Annotated in this window: 14 protein-coding genes; 4 read left to right on the top strand and 10 right to left on the bottom strand. The window is 63.6% G+C overall.

Annotated features, from left to right (window positions below):
• Nucleotides 1–28 precede the first annotated feature (28 nt).
• On the top strand, nucleotides 29–508 hold the full coding sequence (locus tag NTZ43_14480) for a (2Fe-2S)-binding protein (GenBank protein MCX5768422.1): 480 nt from the start codon (nucleotides 29–31) through the stop codon (nucleotides 506–508).
• Nucleotides 505–2,679, top strand: coding sequence for a molybdopterin-dependent oxidoreductase (locus tag NTZ43_14475; GenBank protein MCX5768421.1), 2,175 nt, complete (start codon nucleotides 505–507; stop codon nucleotides 2,677–2,679). The genes NTZ43_14480 and NTZ43_14475 overlap by 4 nt, the downstream gene beginning before the upstream one ends.
• Nucleotides 2,680–2,694: 15 nt before the next feature.
• Here NTZ43_14475 and NTZ43_14470 read toward each other — a convergent pair whose 3' ends face one another.
• The 9 genes from NTZ43_14470 to NTZ43_14430 form a co-directional block, all read right to left on the bottom strand.
• Nucleotides 2,695–3,834 (bottom strand): ABC transporter permease, encoded by a 1,140-nt coding sequence (locus NTZ43_14470; protein MCX5768420.1) that lies wholly within the window; start codon nucleotides 3,832–3,834, stop codon nucleotides 2,695–2,697.
• A complete protein-coding gene (locus NTZ43_14465) occupies nucleotides 3,831–4,952 on the bottom strand; it encodes an ABC transporter permease (protein ID MCX5768419.1) in 1,122 nt (373 codons plus the stop codon). Before NTZ43_14465 ends, NTZ43_14470 begins: the two co-directional genes overlap by 4 nt.
• Nucleotides 4,953–4,955: 3 nt before the next feature.
• Entirely contained in the window at nucleotides 4,956–5,936 is a 981-nt protein-coding gene (locus NTZ43_14460) for an ABC transporter ATP-binding protein (protein MCX5768418.1), read from the bottom strand.
• Complete coding sequence (locus NTZ43_14455) at nucleotides 5,933–6,922, bottom strand: ABC transporter ATP-binding protein (GenBank protein ID MCX5768417.1); 990 nt, start codon at nucleotides 6,920–6,922, stop codon at nucleotides 5,933–5,935. Before NTZ43_14455 ends, NTZ43_14460 begins: the two co-directional genes overlap by 4 nt.
• Before the next feature lie 6 nt (nucleotides 6,923–6,928).
• Complete coding sequence (locus NTZ43_14450; GenBank protein ID MCX5768416.1) at nucleotides 6,929–7,912, bottom strand: efflux RND transporter periplasmic adaptor subunit; 984 nt, start codon at nucleotides 7,910–7,912, stop codon at nucleotides 6,929–6,931.
• The gene (locus NTZ43_14445; protein MCX5768415.1) at nucleotides 7,909–9,243 is read right to left on the bottom strand and encodes a TolC family protein; all 1,335 of its coding nucleotides are present in this window, start codon (nucleotides 9,241–9,243) and stop codon (nucleotides 7,909–7,911) included. The genes NTZ43_14450 and NTZ43_14445 overlap by 4 nt, the downstream gene beginning before the upstream one ends.
• Nucleotides 9,240–9,854, bottom strand: coding sequence for a TetR/AcrR family transcriptional regulator (locus NTZ43_14440; GenBank protein ID MCX5768414.1), 615 nt, complete (start codon nucleotides 9,852–9,854; stop codon nucleotides 9,240–9,242). Before NTZ43_14440 ends, NTZ43_14445 begins: the two co-directional genes overlap by 4 nt.
• Before the next feature lie 123 nt (nucleotides 9,855–9,977).
• Nucleotides 9,978–12,941, bottom strand: coding sequence for a hypothetical protein (locus NTZ43_14435; protein ID MCX5768413.1), 2,964 nt, complete (start codon nucleotides 12,939–12,941; stop codon nucleotides 9,978–9,980).
• A 39-nt stretch (nucleotides 12,942–12,980) separates the two neighbouring features.
• Nucleotides 12,981–13,901: a branched-chain amino acid transaminase gene (locus NTZ43_14430; GenBank protein MCX5768412.1), complete on the bottom strand. Its 921-nt coding sequence runs from the start codon at nucleotides 13,899–13,901 to the stop codon at nucleotides 12,981–12,983.
• A 151-nt stretch (nucleotides 13,902–14,052) separates the two neighbouring features.
• Here NTZ43_14430 and NTZ43_14425 point away from each other — a divergent pair, with 151 nt between their 5' ends.
• Together NTZ43_14425 and NTZ43_14420 are read left to right on the top strand one after the other, a co-directional pair.
• The gene (locus tag NTZ43_14425) at nucleotides 14,053–14,445 is read left to right on the top strand and encodes a cupin domain-containing protein (GenBank protein MCX5768411.1); all 393 of its coding nucleotides are present in this window, start codon (nucleotides 14,053–14,055) and stop codon (nucleotides 14,443–14,445) included.
• A gap of 1 nt (nucleotide 14,446) precedes the next feature.
• Entirely contained in the window at nucleotides 14,447–15,235 is a 789-nt protein-coding gene (locus NTZ43_14420) for an SDR family oxidoreductase (protein MCX5768410.1), read from the top strand.
• An 88-nt stretch (nucleotides 15,236–15,323) separates the two neighbouring features.
• Here the strand turns inward: NTZ43_14420 and NTZ43_14415 are convergent, their stop codons facing one another.
• A complete protein-coding gene (locus tag NTZ43_14415) occupies nucleotides 15,324–17,021 on the bottom strand; it encodes an amidohydrolase family protein (GenBank protein MCX5768409.1) in 1,698 nt (565 codons plus the stop codon).
• Between the last annotated feature and the right edge of the window lies 1 nt (nucleotide 17,022).

The following is a 17,022-nucleotide window of genomic DNA, read 5'->3' as shown; positions in this document are numbered from 1 at the left end:
TGTTGGGATACCGTCCCAGGGAGAGACTATGACGAAGACCATTTCATTTACGCTGAATGGCGCTGTGCGCAAAGTCACCATTGACGACGAGCGCATGCTGCTCTGGGTGCTCCGTGACGATCTTGAAATGTCCGGAACCAAGTATGGATGCGGCAAAGCGCTCTGTGGATCGTGTACCGTACTCGTGAATGACCAAGCCGTGCGCGCGTGCTCAACCAAAGCTACGTTCGCCGACGGAAAAAAAGTCATCACCATCGAAGGGCTCGCCACCGGCGATCATCTGCATCCTATTCAAGCCGCTTTCGTAAAGCACGCGGGCTTCCAGTGCGGCTTCTGCACGCCAGGGATGATCCTCGGCGCCCACGCGCTCCTGGCGAAAAATCCGCGGCCAACGCGCGAGCAAATCATGGAGGGGATGGACAGACATCTCTGTCGCTGCGGTGCGCACCTACGCATTGTAGATGCCATCGAAGAAGCCGCCGCGGTGATGGCGGGAGCGGCCAAGTGACGCCGCGAAACGACGTGCCTCATACGCTGAGCGCCGACGCCTCGCACGCCGACGGCTTGAGTGGGATGGATCGCCGCGATTTCTTGTCGGTCACGAGCAGTGGTCTACTCGTTGCGTTCTCGATGCGTCCCGGCCCAGTGCGTCCTGAACTGCCGGCGGCCGCAGCGCAGCAACGCGCTGGCACCGACTTCAATGCGTTTCTGCACATCGGTGCCGATGGGCGCGTGACCACGTACGTCGGCAAGATCGAAATGGGACAGGGGATCAGCACCTCCTTCCCACAGTTGGTGGCGGATGAACTCAACGTGCCGATCAGTGCCGTAGATATTGTGCTGGGCGATACCAATCTCTGCCCCATCGATATGGGAACCTTCGGCTCGCTCAGTATTCGCCAACTCGGGCCGGCGATTCGCGCCGCCGCCGCCGAAGCGCGTGCAACGCTTGTCGCGATGGCTGCGGACCGGTTGCAACTCCCCGCTGCGTCGCTCGAGGTAAAGGACGGCATCGTGCAGTCACGCACGGACGCGAGCAAGCGAGTGAGCTACGGCGAACTCACCGCGGGCAAACGCATCGAACGTCGTCTCGAAGGGCCTGCGCCGCTCGAAGCGGTTTCTGCCATGAACATCGTGGGCACATCGGTGCCTCGTCGAGACGCCATTGAAAAAGTTACCGGACGCGCTAAGTACGCCGGCGATATTGCGCCGAAAGGTGCACTGCACGCCCGCATCGTACGTCCTCCGGCGCACGGTGCAGTACTCGCCAACATCGACACCACAGCGGCCGAGTCTGTGCCAGGCGCGCGCGTGGTGCGCGCCGGAGAACTTGTGGCCGTGCTGCATGCCCATCGCGACGAAGCGGACAAGGCGATGCGTCTCATCAAGGCGACCTACGGTGCATCCCCGTCTCCCCTCAATGACCGTACGATCTTCGCGCATCTCGAAGCCAAGGCTCCGGTGGGCAATGTCACCGGTTCAGCTGGGCAGGTGGCCGACGCTTTGAAGGGTGCCAAAGTGGTGGTGGAGCAGACGTATCTCAAAGGCTACGTCGCGCATGCGCCGATGGAAACGCATTCTGCGGTCGCCGAGTTTGCCGATGGTAAGCTCACAGTATGGGCGAGCACGCAGACGCCGTTCCCCCTCAAGACACAGCTGGCGCGCGCCGTGAATCTCGCGCCGGAAAAAGTTCGCGTGATCACACCGTACGTGGGTGGCGGTTTTGGCGGTAAGAGTGCGGGTGCGCAGGCCATTGAAGCCGCTCGGCTCGCGATGGTTGCAGGCGTACCGGTGCGCGTGATCTGGGAACGCGACGAAGAGTTCTTCTACGACACCTTCGACCCGGCCGCCGTCATCAAGATCAAGGCGGGGCTCGACAGTGCCTCGAAGATCGTCGCGTGGGACTACACAGTCATCGGCGCAGGCGATCGCGGCGCGGCGCACGGATACGAGATTCCCAATCATCGCACTCTCGTGCGTGGCGGCTGGATGGGGAACTCGGGTGACCTGCATCCCTTTGGCATTGGGCCGTGGCGTGCGCCTGGGGCCAACGCGAATGTCTTTGCGCGCGAGTCGCACATGGATATGCTCGCGGCGAAAGCTGGCGTTGATCCGCTCGAGTTCCGTCTCAAGAACCTCACCGACGCACGGATGCGAGGCGTACTCCAAGCGGCGGCGGCCAAGTTCGGCTACGTGCCGAAAGTCGCACCGAGCGGACGCGGCATCGGCATTGCCTGCGGAACAGATGCTGGCACGTGGGTGGCGAGCATTGCCGAGGTAAAGGTGAATCGCGAGACGGGAGAGGTGACGGTTGTGCGCGTGGTGTGCGCGCAAGATATGGGGCTCGTCGTGCACCCTGACGGCACGCGGCAGCAACTTGAAGGCTGCATCACCATGGGACTCGGCTACACGCTCTCCGAAGAAGTGCGCTTCAGCAACGGCGTGGTGCTCGACAAGAACTACGGCACCTATGCCATCCCACGTTTCTCGTGGGTACCGAAGATCGAGGCGGTGATTATCGAGGCGTCTGACAAACCGCCGATGGGCGGTGGTGAGCCCGCAATCATTACGATGGGCGCTGTGGTGGCGAACGCCGTGTTTGACGCGGTGGGCGCTCGCGTGGTGCAACTGCCGATCACCAAGGCGCGGCTGAAGGAGGCGTTGGCGCGGCCAAAATAGGCTGCGCCAACGGCGCTACATCTCTGTTTTGCGGAACCGCGCCGTCGCGAACCCAAGGACGACGGCGCCGATTGCGCTGAGCGCTATCAGCTGGGGCATCACAATGCTCCAGCCTGCGCCGCGCAAGAATACGCCGCGCACTACCACCAGATAGTGGCGCACCGGGTTGATCAGCGTAGCCACCTGCACCCAGTGCGGCATGTTCTCCACGGGGAACATCATACCACCGAGCATCATGGCAGGTAGGAAGAACATGAACATCAGCATAAATGCTTCCTGTTGCGTGTTGCTCACGGTCGAAATCCACAAGCCGACACCAAGGCCGGTGACCACAAACAGCGCACTTGCCACGCCCAGCACCAGATAGCTGCCGGCAAAGGGAATGTGAAACCAGAGGAGTGCCACGACGGTGATGATAACCACATCGATCATCGCAATGAGCGCCGCCGGCAACGTTTTGCCGAGAATCAATTCAATGGGCTGAAGCGGGCTCACCATGAGCTGCTCGAGCGTACCGAGCTCTCGTTCCCGTACGACGGCGAGCGATGTGAGAAGTAACGCCATCAGCATGACGATGTTTCCCATAACGGCGGGCACATTGTACACGCGGCTTTCGAGATTCGGGTTGTACCACATCCGCATCTTGAAGTCCACGCCGCTGGGCATGGTGCCACCGTTCGCTCGGGCGGCGATCTGTGCGCCGCGCTGATTGCCGTATCGTCCAATGATCTGGGTCGCGTAGCCAAGCGCCACATTCGCGGTGTTAGCGGTAGCGCCGTCAACCAGCAGCTGGACGGACGTCGGGCGCCCGCGTGAGACGTCAGCGCCAAAGCCGCGAGGAATGTTCACGCCAAGCAGCACATCGCCGGCATCGAGTGCGCGGGTGAGTTGCGCTGGCCGATCGCTACGGTCTACAATGTCGAAGTAGCCGCTCGCGGTGAGCGTGCTTGCCAGCTGTCGCGACTCAGCGCTCTGGTCTGCGTCGAGCAAATAGGTGCGCGCGTGGCGAACATCCGTGTTCACCGCATATCCAAAGATCAGCAGCTGAAAGATCGGTGCCACAAAGAGCATGCGCCGCGACCGCGGATCTCGCAGCAACTGCCGCATCTCCTTACGCAGGAGCTGCCCGAGGCGACTAAAGCTCAGTCGCTTCATGCGATCTCCTTACGGAATGCGCGAACCGCCAGCGTCAGGCCGATGATGGCATACGCCACCATCGCGAGTCCCTGACCCCACAGCACGGGGATGCCGACATTCTTGAGGAAGATGCCGCGCATGACGGTGATGAAGAACCGCGCCGGCACTGCCAGCGAGATGATGCGTAAGGGAAGGGGCATGGCATTGATGTCGAACATCAATCCCGAGAGCAGCACCGAGGGCAAGAATGTCGCGAGCATGGCCACTTGCGTCGCGAGGAGCTGCGAGCGCAGGACCGTGCTAATAAAAATGCCGAGCCCGAGTGAACCAACGAGGAACATCGTGGTCATAATGCCAAGAAGCGCAGGGTTCCCGCGGAATGGCACATCAAACACGAACATTCCAATGAGAATCGTGGCGGCGACGTCGATCAGCCCAATCACCAAATACGGCAACAGTTTGCCGAGAATCACCTCAGCCGGGTGCACCGGCGTGGCGGCCAGTTGCTCCATGGTGCCACGTTCCCATTCTCGGGCCACGGTCAGCGCCGTCAACATGGCGGCAATAATCATCATGATCACTGCCACTAATCCCGGAACGATCATCGGCGGACTCTCGAGCGCCTCGTTATACCACACACGAGCCTCAGCACTCACCGGTGCGGCCGCGAGTGTTGTCCGCAGGACGATCTTGGCGGAATACGCCATGACGATCGCCGTGGCGTAGTTGGCCGAAATGCCAGCGGTGTTGGCGTCCGCGCCATCGATGATCGCCTGCACGGGGGCGGTGGCTCCTGCCCCTAACTCTCGTTCGAAGCCTGGCGGGATCACCAGCGCCATGCGGATTGCCCCACGATCCAGCAGCGGAGCCACGTCTTCGCTCCTCGAGAGCCGATCGACAATCCGAAACCGTCCTGACGCCGCAAAAGACTCGACCAGCTCGCGACTCCGCTGGGAATGGTCTTGATCGAGTACCGCCAACGTGATGTCTCTCACATCAAAACTGATCACATACCCAAAGAACATCACCATTGCCGCTGGCACCACGAACGCCATGGCAAGGCTGCGCACGTCGCGCCGCAACTGAATGACTTCTTTTCGCGCAATCGCCAAGAGGCGGCTCGGGCGGATACGCATCGGTTAGCCAATCACCGCGCCGCCCTCGCGGCGCACAAGCGAGACAAACACATCTTCTAGGGATGGCCGGATTCGCGTCACGCGCTCGCACTGAAGGCCACGCGCAGCGAGAAAGGTTGGCAAGAACGACTCCGCGGCCGTCACGTCGTTCACCACCACGTGCAACGCGCGTCCAAACATCGCTGCCTCAATAATCCCGGGTTGGTGCTGCAGGGCCTGTGCGGCAGCGGCGGCGTCGGGTGTCGCTACTTCAAGAATGGGCTCCATCATCTGATTGCGGAGCGCGTCGGGACGATCCAAGGCAATCAGCCGGCCCCGGTTCATCAACGCGAGTCGATTGCAGTACTCCGCCTCTTCCATGTAATGCGTACTCACGAACACGGTCGTGCCGCGGTCCGCGAGTGAATAGATGAGTTCCCAAAATGCGCGGCGCGAAATAGGGTCCACGCCGGAAGTCGGCTCGTCCAGAAACAGAATGGGCGGTTCGTGCAACACCGCGCAGCCAAGTGCGAGCCGTTGCTTCCAGCCAAGTGGGAGCTCGCTGGTCATTTGCGTGCGATGCTTGGTGAGTCCCGCCATCTCAAGCACCCACGCGCGGCGCGCGTCCAAACGCTCGCCGGAGACCTCGTACAGGCCGGCAAAGAATGCAATGTTCTCCTCAACGGTGAGATCGCCGTAGAGCGAGAACAGCTGCGACATGTAGCCAATGCGTGTTTTGATTTCCTCGGACGCCGTGCGCACATCCAGTCCGGCCACACGCCCTTCGCCACCGCTCGGCGCAAGCAACCCGGTGAGCATCTTGATGGTGGTCGTCTTCCCCGCGCCATTGGGGCCAAGGAATCCGAAGATTTCTCCTTCGGCCACATCGAAAGTGACGTGGTCAACGGCCGTGAAAGTGCCGAACGTGCGCGTGAGATCGCGCACCTGTACAGCGAGGCGCGCCGATGTTGGCGAATTATTGAGCGGGGCGAGAGGAGTGGTCACGGCGCCACCGCGGCCGCCGCGGCCGCCTCAGCGCCTTTGACCCGTTCAATAAAGACATCCTCGAGCGAGGCTTCCACGTCATGCACATCTGCGATGGTGATCCCGTCTGCGGCGAGCGCACTTGCTACGCCGCTCCAGTCGCGCGCGCTCTCGGACATGACCACGTGGATCGTGTCGCCAAACAGCGTGGCTCGGCGCACGGACGGTTCACTTTTGATTCGCTCCACCGCGCGGCGGCTGTCCGACGCCCGCAACGACACAATCTGGCCGCGCATAGTCGCTTGAAGCGCCGCGGGGGTATCGAGCGCAATAATGCGCCCTTGATTGAGTAGGGCCACATGGTCGCACCGCTCCGCTTCGTCCATATACGCGGTGGTTACGAGCACCGAGACGCCCTGCGAGACCATTTCATCGAGAATCAACCAGAGGTCGCGACGCGAAATGGGATCCACGCCGAAGGTTGGCTCGTCGAGAAGAAGAATCTCAGGCTGGTGAATGAGCGCACAGCACAGGCCGAGCTTCTGCTTCATGCCGCCGGACAACTGGCCGGCAAGGCGATGCTCAAAGGTGCCAAGATTGGAGAACTGATAGAGCCGCTCGCGGCGTGCGGCGCGTTCCGCGGCCGGCACCTCGTAGAGATCAGCGTAGAAATCAATATTTTCGCGCACGGTGAGATCGGTGTAGAGCCCAAACCGCTGCGACATATAGGCGATGTGGTGCTTCACCCCTTCCGGGTCGCGCGCGACGCTGACGCCGCGGACTTCCGCGTCACCGCTCGTCGGTGGCAGCACACCGGCCAGCATGCGCAGTGTGGTTGTCTTGCCAGCGCCGTCAGGACCGACCAGCCCAAACAACTCACCCTTGCCCACGTTGAACGTCAACCCGTTCACCGCCGTCAGTGTGCCGAACGCGCGCGTGAGGCCGTGCGCCGAAATGGCGAACGAGTCAGTCGCGGATTGATCGACAGGGCGACGGGCAGTCGTCATCGCCAGCTACCGCTTGGGGCGGAGCAGAACGTCCGCGGGCATGCCGGGTTTCAGTGCGTTGGTCGTGTCCCCCGTGATGCGCACCTTCACGGCATACACGAGTTTGACGCGTTCCGCCGTCGTTTGCACATTGCGCGGAGTAAACTCGGCTTCGCTCGCAATAAAGGCGACCTCGCCCGTGTACTGCCGGTCGCGGTAGGTGTCGGTCGTTATCGTTGCCGGTTCGCCGAGCTGAACGGCGCCGAGTCGGTCTTCTGCGATGTAAATGCGCACCCAGCGATCGCCGAGGTTCGCGAGGGTGAGCAGGGGAGCGCCCGGCGCGACGATTTCGCCAGGCTGCCGTTGACGCACGGTGACCACGCCATCGAAGGGCGCGAGCACGACGGCGTTTGCCAGTTGGGCGGTAATCTGACGCACGACGGCATCGGCCTGCTGTACCGCCGCGCGCTGCGCCGCGATCCGCTCGCTGCGTGGGCCGGAGCGTACGAGCTGCAGTTGCTGCGCGACCTGCTCTCGTTGACTGCGCGCCACATCCAAAGCGAGGCGTGCCTTGTCGTGCGCCTCCTGCGACACCGCTCCTTCGCGGAACAGTTGCTGCACGCGCGCGAGATCGCGCTGTGCGTCGGTGAGGCGCGCGGCGGCCGCGCTATCGGCCTCGCGTGACTGCGCCAGTTCCTCAGGGCGCGAGCCGCGCTCAAACTCGGTCAGCAGGGCGCGCGCCGCATCGCGTTGCGCTTCGGCCTGTGCCTGCCGTGCGCGGAGTTCGGTGCGGTCGATCACCGCGAGTGTGTCGCCCGTCCGCACCTTGTCACCTTCGCGAGCACGAATGGCTTCGATGCGGCCAGCGACCTGTACGCCGAGCGACGCTTCGGTCGCCTCAACAGTACCGCTGGACGCCATGCTGTCGCTCTGCGCCCGCGGACGAAGATAGAAATACCCGCCAACGGCGATTGCCGCGACGAGCACAATGAGAATCGGGGCGCGTTTCATGGGAGTGTCTCCAGCGAGCTGGCAATCCAGGAGCGTGAGAGCTCGCCCAGTACCCGTGCCAGTTCCACTCGCGCCGCAATGACGGCGTGGCGGGCCTGCACGAGACTGCTACGAGCACGAAAAAGATTAGCTTCGGCAATCAAGTAATCGGTTTGTGTTCCTTCTCCAACATCGCGCAATAACTGTGTGATGCGCGCCACCTCAGATGATTGCGCGACAGCCGCTTCGAGGGCCGTCACCCGTGCACGCGATCCGTCGAGTGTGGATTGGGTTTCATCCAGTTGCTGCGCGTTGGTGAGTTTGGCGGCGCGCACTTGTTCCTCTGAGACGCGCGCCGCTGCTTCGGCGCGACCAATCAGGCTTGTGCGGGCGCCGCCCGTGAAAATCGGATACGAGAAAGCGACGCCCATCTGCCACTCCGCGAGGTAGCGGCCCGTGATATTGCTCCGATCGACGATCGCGCTCATGGCTTGCACTTGCGGATACATCGTTGCGCGCGCCGATCCGATGGCGGCTTGGGCGGCGTCGGCGCGCCGTGTCGCCGCCACCACATCGGTGTTCGCGCTGTTCGCGCGGGCGGTCAGGGCGCCGCGCGTGACGGTGGCGTCGGCGTTGTTCGCGGCTGGCGAGAGTCGCACGCCCGCGAGCGGCGCTTGGTGCACGGTCTCATAGGCAACGCCGACGAGACGTGCGAGTTCGTGTTCGGCAATGTCCACGTTCGACGCGCTCGTCAGACGATCGGCGCTCGCGGAGGCGAGTTCGGAGGCCGCCCGCAACGTGTCGAGCCGTGCCGATTTTCCGGCGGCGAGTCTGTCGCGGGCGCGCTTCGCTTCGGCCGATAGGGCGGCGAGGCGCTGATCTTCCGCGGCGAGAATACCGCGCGTGGTGAGGACGCGGAGATACGCGTTCGCCGTGCGTGCGGCTAACTGTTGTTCCGTGGCGCCGAGCGTGGCGTCGGCGGCCTCGCGCTGTCGCTCGGCGACATGCACACGCGAGGAGCGCGCCCCGAAATCGAGCAGTGTGTATGCGGCGCCGACCGATGCTTGTGCCAGCGCACGGTCGAACGTAGGCGGGTTGCGCAGATCGAGTGCGTGCAGGGGATAGACAATCATCGGTTTTTCAAACCGATTGATGGCGCCGTCGAGGCTGAGCATGGGGAGCCACGCGGCACGCGCCTGATCGATATCGGCGGATGCGACGTCCCGCTGCGCGCGCGCGGCGGCCACCGACGGGTGGGTGGCGATCGCACGGTCAACGGCCGTGGCGATGGTCAGGCGCGCGGTGTCTTGTTGCGTGACCAGAAGTGCGGAGAAGAGCAGAATCGGAATCATGACCGATGCTCGGGCTGTGTCGCGAGGCTGCGACGGATGATGGAAACGACGTGTGTGACGAGACGTTTTTGTGTGCGCGGGTCGTTCCGGTCGACTCCCGCGACATCGCGCGGAATGCGACTCACCACGCGAAGGAGGAATGGCTGCGCCATGACGCTCATGGCGAGCAGTTCCGGCTCACCTTTGCAGATGGAGCCATCGCGCTGTCCTTCGCGAATGAGCCCTGCGATGGTGCCGAGGTTGCGCTGCATCACACGAAGCAGGGGCGGGGGGAGCGGTCGGTCGGTGGCGGCGAGTTCGCGCAGGATCATGGCACCGGCGGGAAACTCGCGATCGGTAAGCACCATTGTGACAATGCCGCAGATGCGGTCGAGCGGCGGCCCTGGCTGGCTGGCCTGTTCTGCGAATCGATCGGCGAGCTTGCCGCCGACGCGTTCGATGACCGCGTGAAAGAGTGCTTCTTTGGAGCCGAAGTGGTAGGTGACCGCGCCCAGATTGGCTTTGGCGCGCGTGATGATGTCGCGCACCGACACCGCGTCAAAGCCCGCGCGGGCAAAGAGGTCACCGGCAACGGCGAGGAGGCGTTCGGGGGCGGTGGCGGGTGTATTCATACGTATGTATGAATAGTGCGCTGGTGCCGCAAGGGCAACCCCTCGGATGGAAATGCGACCGTGGCCGGCCCTCCATCAGGAGAGCCGGCCACGGGGTCCGCTTGAGTGCCCTGCCGCCTGTGCTTAGTGCGAGCGCGGGTCGGGTTTTACGGCGAACGACTGGGTGTAGCTCTTGCCAGCCACCGTTAGTTTGGCCGTGAAGGTGCCGGTGAGCGGTGTTGGGCTGCTGCCGCGTCCACCGCCACCACCGCCGCCGCCTCGTCCTCCGCGTCCGCCACCGGCCACTGGGATCCAAAACACGCGGTGCAGTCCCGCCGTCGTGGGGAAGGCATCCGGCGACGGTCGCCAAAGCGGGGAGGTGTTCGGAATGCCCCCCGCGCGTCCTCCGCGCCCCGTCGCCGCTGCGGCCGGCGCTTCGGCACTCAATGTCTGCACCACTGTGCCACTCGCGTCGAGAATCTCGAGCGTGATCGGTCCGGTGGCGTTCGCCTTCAAGTAGAAATCGATCGGCGCGCCGGCCGCCGGATTGAGCGCCTGCGGCTCATCCTTCTGCAACGGCGTGCCGTTGTCGTTCCCCTGCGTCACGTTGATCGCATCGGTTGGCTTGAACAGATGCGCATCGGCCTGCAACACCGCCGCCGAGAGCTGACGGAGGGCGCTGATGTCGTCCACCACCCAGAAGCCGCGGCCATGCGTCGCGACAATCAAATCGTTGTTGTAAATCTCAAGATCGCGCATCGATGTTGCCGGCAGATTCCCCTGCAAAGGCTGCCAGTTGTCGCCGTCGTCCACCGAGAAGTGAATGCCGCGTTCCGTGCCGGCAAAGAGCAAGCCCTGCCGCATCGGGTCTTCCTTCACGACGTGCACGTACACGCCTTTCGGCAGGCCGGTGGTGATGCGCTGCCACGTTTTGCCTTGATCACGCGTGCGGAAAATATGCGGATCAAAATCACCGAGTTGATGACGGCTCACGCTCGCGTACGCGACCGCAAAATCAAAGTGCGAGGCGTCGATCCCCGTGACGCGGCTCCACGCACCAACGGCTGGTGGCGTCACATTCTGCCAGCTCTTGCCGTCGTTGGTGGTCACGTGAATGAGCCCATCGTCCGTACCGGCCCACACCATCGGCACCAGCAACGGCGACGGGCATACGGCGTAGATCACGCCGCGCTTGCCGTTGCGGTCCGCGTGCGCGGCGGCCGCTGCATCGAGATTCGGCGGTGTGCCCGGTTCCGCACGCGTGAGGTCGGGACTCACCTGCGTCCAACTGCGCGCGCGATCGGTGCTCTTGAAGAGGAATTGATTGGCGTAGTACATCGCACGCGGATCGGCGTGCGAAATCACGAGCGGCTGCGTCCAGTCGGCGCGCGCAGGCTCGGGTGAGACGGGCGCGGTGGTACCCGCGACCGCCGCATTGCTCTCGAGATCAAAGCACGTCCCCGTACCGCCGTACACGTGCCCCGGGTGCAGCGGATCGCCGGCGGTCATCCCACTTTCACCGCCTGCGCCAATCGGTTCCCAGTCGCGCATGGAGATTTGTCCGAACTTGCCGCGCGAACGCACGGCCACGGCGCCGGAATCCTGCTGCGCGCCCGTCACCCAATACGGAAAGCGATAATCCACCGACACATGATAGATCTGCGCTATGGGCTGATTGAGCCATGAACTCCACGTCACATCGCGCGGGTCGGCAGCCTTGGCGTTGTGCGTGATGATCGCGCCTTGATCGCTCGCGACGATCATCGTGTTGCTGTCATCTGGACTGACCCACGCCTGATGATAGTCGTCGCCGCCGGGTGATCCGCGCAATGCGACCCATGTTTTTCCGCCGTCCATCGTGCGGCTGACGGCAACGTTCGGCACGTACACCACGTCGGCGTTCTTGGGATCGACGGCAACTTTCTCGAAATACCACCCGCGTCCCCACAGCGCTTGATCGCTCGAGATGCGCGTCCACGACGCGCCGCCATCATCAGAGCGGAAGAAGCCACCCTGTTGTGGAACGCCGCCACCACCGCCACCACCAGCGCGTCCGCCGCCGGGAGCGGCAGCGGGCGCGGCACCGGGCGCGGCACCGGGCTCGGGCACGAGACAATCCACCACTGCGTACAAGCGCTTGGGATTACTCGGTGCCACCGCGATTCCCGTACGGCCAATGCCTTCCTTCGGCAGACCATTCGTGAGCGGCTTCCACGTACTGCCACCGTCGGTGCTCTTGTAAATGCCGCCACCTGGGCCATTGGTGGGCGAGTAGGTGTACCAGGGTGGACGACGGGTATTCCAAAGTCCGGCGTACACAATTGACGAGTTGGTGGGATCAATCACCACTTCCACCGCGCCAATGTTGTCGTCCTTAAACAACACCTTCTGCCACGTCTTGCCGCCGTCGCGCGTGCGATACACGCCGCGATGCGGCGTGGCCGTATAGAGATTGCCAATGGCTGCCACGAACGCGATGTCGGCGTTGCGCGGATCCACGGCGATTTTGCCAATGTGATGCGTGTCGTCGAGACCACAGTGCGTCCACGTCTTGCCGGCATCGGTGGATTTGTACACACCGTTGCCGTAGCCCATGGAATCACGCAGCGTGTTCTCGCCGGTGCCCACGTATACGGTATCCGGATGCGAAGGTGCCACCGTGACGGCGCCAATCGATGCAACGGGCTGGCCGTCGAACACCGGCGTCCACACGCGGCCGGCGTCGATCGACTTCCAGACGCCACCATTGGCGGCGCCAAAATAAAATTCATTTGGTCGGCCCGGGACGCCACACGCCGTGGGCACACGCCCGCCGCGGAAGGGGCCGAGCATGCGCCATTGCACGCCGCTCGCAAAACTTGCGAGATCGGCCGCTGCCATTGGTGCCGCATTCACCGCCGCCCCCGTGCCGAGTGGCATGGGGAGCGGAGGAGCGGACTCGGCGTGCAGCGTGCGCGCAAAGCGCGGAGCGACGAACGTCAGCGCGGCACCTACCGAGCCCGCGACGGAGAGAAAGCGGCGGCGCGAGACGGCCGCGTCGGTAGGCGAGGCGTCGGGGCGAGAAGATTCGCCGTCGACGCCCGGGGTCTGCGGTTGCTCGTGCTCCACAACGTCCTCCTTGGGTGACGCGCGTCGCCGCGCTGCGATCTACACCAGCGTGAGCCAGCCGTGCGGGTCGGCGCGCTTGCCGGTGACCGTCTCCATATACGCCGTCTGCAACAACAACGTCATCGGTCCGCGCTTCCCCTTGCCGACCGTAATCTTGTCTACGCTCCGGACCGGCGTGATCTCTGCGGCGGTGCCGGTAAAGAACACTTCGTCGGCCGTGTAGAGACTTTCACGGGGCAGCGCGCGCTCAATCACCTCAATCCCCGCTTCCTTGGCGAGAGTGATGATGCTCGAGCGCGTAATGCCTGGGAGCAACGTGCCGTCGACTGGCGGCGTGTAGAGCGTGCCCCCGCTCACCACGAATACGTTCATCCCCGAGCCTTCGCTCAACATGCCGTCAGGGCCCAGCGCGATTCCTTCGGCGAAGCCGTTGAGGAGCGCTTCCATCTTCACGAGCTGGCCGCTGAGGTAGTTGCCGGCCACCTTGGCTGCCGCGGGAATGGTGTTGGGCGCCATGCGGTTCCAGGTGGAGATGCAGCAGTCCACACCGTTTTCCATCGCTTCGTCGCCCAAATAAGCGCCCCACGGCCAGCAGGGGAGGTAGACCTCAATCGGGCTATCAAAGGGGATCATGCCGGCGGCGCCGTAGCCGCGGAGCACCATCGGGCGCAGGTAGCACGACTTCATCTCATTGCGGCGCACCAGCTCGCGGCACCCCTCGACCATGTCCTCGATGCTGTACGGCACTTCCATGCGGTAGATCTTGCAGGAATTGACGAGGCGGGTGAGGTGGTCTTGGAGGCGGAAAATGGCCGGTCCCTTGGGCGTTTCGTAGCAGCGGACGCCTTCAAAGGCGGACGAGCCGAACTGCAGGGAATGGCAAAGGACGTGGACTTGGGCGTCGGCCCACTTGATGAACGTGCCGTCGCGCCAGATCCACTTCGTTTCGGTGAGCTTCACGGGATGTCCTAAAGGATGAAGGAGGTCGGTGGCTTGGCGCCTCTACCGCTCGGAGTGTTTTGGAACGAAACTCCGGAGTGCAAACGCGAAAGCCCAGCGAAGCGTACTTTGAGTGTATACAATCGCTCCCATAACCTAATCCGAACCGCCCATGCCTGCCGCCACGACCGCCACGAAGCACGTTTGGACCGATGTAAAGCTCGAAACGCTCTCCCCCTTGCTCTCGCGCAAGGTGCTCAGCACGGACCGTATGATGATCGCCCAAGTGTTCCTGACCAAAGGGGCCGTGGTGCCCGGGCACGAACACCATAATGAGCAGATCACCTACATCATGAGCGGCTGCCTGCGCTTCTGGCTCGGCGAGCACGCGGACGCCCCCGGCGACGTGTACACCGACGTGGCCGCCGGCGAGGTCTTGCTCATTCCGAGCAACCTGCGCCACCGCGCCGAGGCGCTCGAGGATACGCTCGATCTGGACGTGTTCAACCCGCCGCGCGAAGACTGGCTGAACGGGAGTGATGCCTATCTCCGGAAGGAGAAGTAGCGTGGATTTAGGGCTGAAGGGGAAAGTGGCGCTGGTGTGCGGGGCGAGCCGCGGGATCGGGTTCGCCGCCGCCGAGGCGTTCGCCCAAGAGGGAATGCAGCTGGCGATTGTGTCGCGCGACCCCAAGTCGCTCGACCACGCTGTGGCGCGACTCGCCCCAACGAAGGCCGCGGTCCTCCCGATTGTGGCGGATTTGAGCACCACCGAAGGGATCCGCGCGACCATCGACGCGACCATGGGCCGCTATGAACGGGCCGACGTACTGATCACGAATACCGGCGGTCCCTCCACCGGTACCGCGATGGGGCACGACTGGAGCGCATGGGAGCGGGCGTCGGAGCTGTTGCTGCGGAGTGCAGTGGAGCTGACGCGTGCGTTCGTGCCCGGTATGCAGGCGCGAAAGTGGGGGCGCGTGGTGGGGATTACGTCGTTCGCGGTCAAGCGGCCGGTGGTCTCGCTCGTGCTCTCGAATGCGCTCCGCGCGGCGGTGACCGGCTATTATCGCACGCTCGCGGACGAAGTGGCGGCGGACGGTGTCACGGTGAATACCGTGCTCCCCGGTTACACCGACACGGAGCGTCTCGAGGCGCTCGCCGAAGCCACAACCAAGCGCACCGGCGCGACGCGCGAGGCGATCTACGATGCGTGGAAAGCCGAAACGCCCGCACGGCGACTCGGTCGCCCCGACGAACTCGCGGCGGTGATCGCCTTTTTGGCCTCGCACGGCGCGGGGTTCGTCACCGGTCAGGCGATCTGTGTCGATGGTGGAGCGGTGCGGTCGTTGCTCTAGCTGTGGCTCGCGCTGGCGACCCAGCCCTGATGCGCATTGAACACACGAACTGGCCCGTTCAGTCCACGGGCCAGTTCGGTGCTCTCAGTTAGTCGTTGCGCCGCCCTGGCCCCCAGAGCACCCGCCCAGCCTTGGCGTTCGTGTGCGTGCCCTTGTCGATCGTGACCACGCCATTGACCAGCACGTATGAAATGCCGAGTGGCAACGCCATCGGTTTTTCAAAGGTTGCACGGTCCTCGATGGTGTCGTAGTCGAAAATCGTCACATCCGCCCAGTTGCCCACCGCAATCGTTCCGCGGTTTGCGAGCTTCATGCGCGTGGCGGGCCAGCCGGTCATCTTGCGAATCGCCTCGGGCAATGTGAGCACGTGGCGCTCTTTGACATACTTCGCAATGAGTCGTGGGAAGTTGCCATACGCACGCGGGTGCGGCAGTCCTGTTTGGTCGATGGCGCCGACCGACACCGTGGCACCGGCATCGCTCCCGATGCTCGTCCACGGAAAGCGCAACGCCGTTTCAATGTCCTGCTCGCTCATCATGTGGTAAATCGCCATCACGCGCCCGCGTCCCTGCGCCACAAAATCCCACGCAACGTCGGCGGGGTCGCGCCCGAGTTCCTTCGCGATGTCGGCGAGGTTGCGCTGTTCGTACTTCGCGTTCGCGGCGTTGCGCGCGTTCACGAGCACGATTTTATCCCAGCCCCCGCAAGCGGCGACGATATTGAACCAACCGGGTGAGCCGCTTTGAACCTCGCGCTTGAGTCGCGCCCGAATCTCAGGGTTTGCAAGACGAACGCGCAGCGAATCATTGCCGCCGTCAGACGCCCAGCTGGGAATCGTCGCTTCGAGTCCTGTGCCGCCGGCGGTGTAGAGGTACATGTCCGCCGCCACGTCGACGTTGCGTGCGCGCGCCGCGTCCACGACCTGACGCACGCTATCCATCAGAATGCCCCAGCCCGGCTTGTACGATACCTTGAGGTGAAATATCTCAACCGGTAAATGCGCGCCCTCGCCAATCGCAATCGCTTCTTTCACCGCGTCGAGCACCTCGGGCCCCTCGCCGCGAATGTGACTGGCATAGGTGCCGCCATACACCGCCACGGCCTTGGCCACCTCAATCAACTCCGGCGTCGTCGCGTAGCTACTCGGCGGATAAATGAGCGCGGTCGTCATCCCCATCGCACCGCCGCGCATCGCCGTATCCAGAATCGCGCGCATCCGCACGAGTTCGGCCGTCGTCGGAACGCGTGACGAGGCACCAATCACCGCCTGACGGGCCTGCGTCTCGCTGAAATACGAACCGAAGTTGATGCTGATTCCCTGCCGCTCAAGATTGTCGAAGTAGCCTCTGACGCCGGTCGCCGGCACCGGGGTGCCGCCTTCGCCTCCAATGGCCGTCGTCACGCCCTCTTGCAGCTTGTTCTCGGCGAGTCCGCTCTGCGGCAACACGCCGCCGGACTGATCCATCATGTCGATCCAACCGGGCGAGACGTACTGTCCGCGCGCGTCAATCTCTCGTGTGCCGCGCTGCGGAATCACCCCGATCTTGGTGAATCGGCCATTGCGAATGCCAACGTCGGCGAGAATAAACGGATTGCCCTGTCCATCGAGCACGCGTCCGTTACGAATCACAACGTCGAACACCGTGTCGGTGCGCACGGACACGGCGATCGATGTACCAGCGACGGCGATGGGCGCAGGCTGTGTCTGCGGCGGCGCCGAGCAGGCGGACAGCACGGTGACAGCGGACAACGCGGCACGCGTGGCAAAGCTGAGCGAACGGCTCATG

This window comes from Gemmatimonadota bacterium, from assembly GCA_026387915.1.
Taxonomy (GTDB): domain Bacteria; phylum Gemmatimonadota; class Gemmatimonadetes; order Gemmatimonadales; family Gemmatimonadaceae; genus Fen-1231.
The sequence above is the reverse complement of the archived record's forward strand: the minus strand, read 5'-3'. Positions and strand labels throughout refer to the sequence as shown.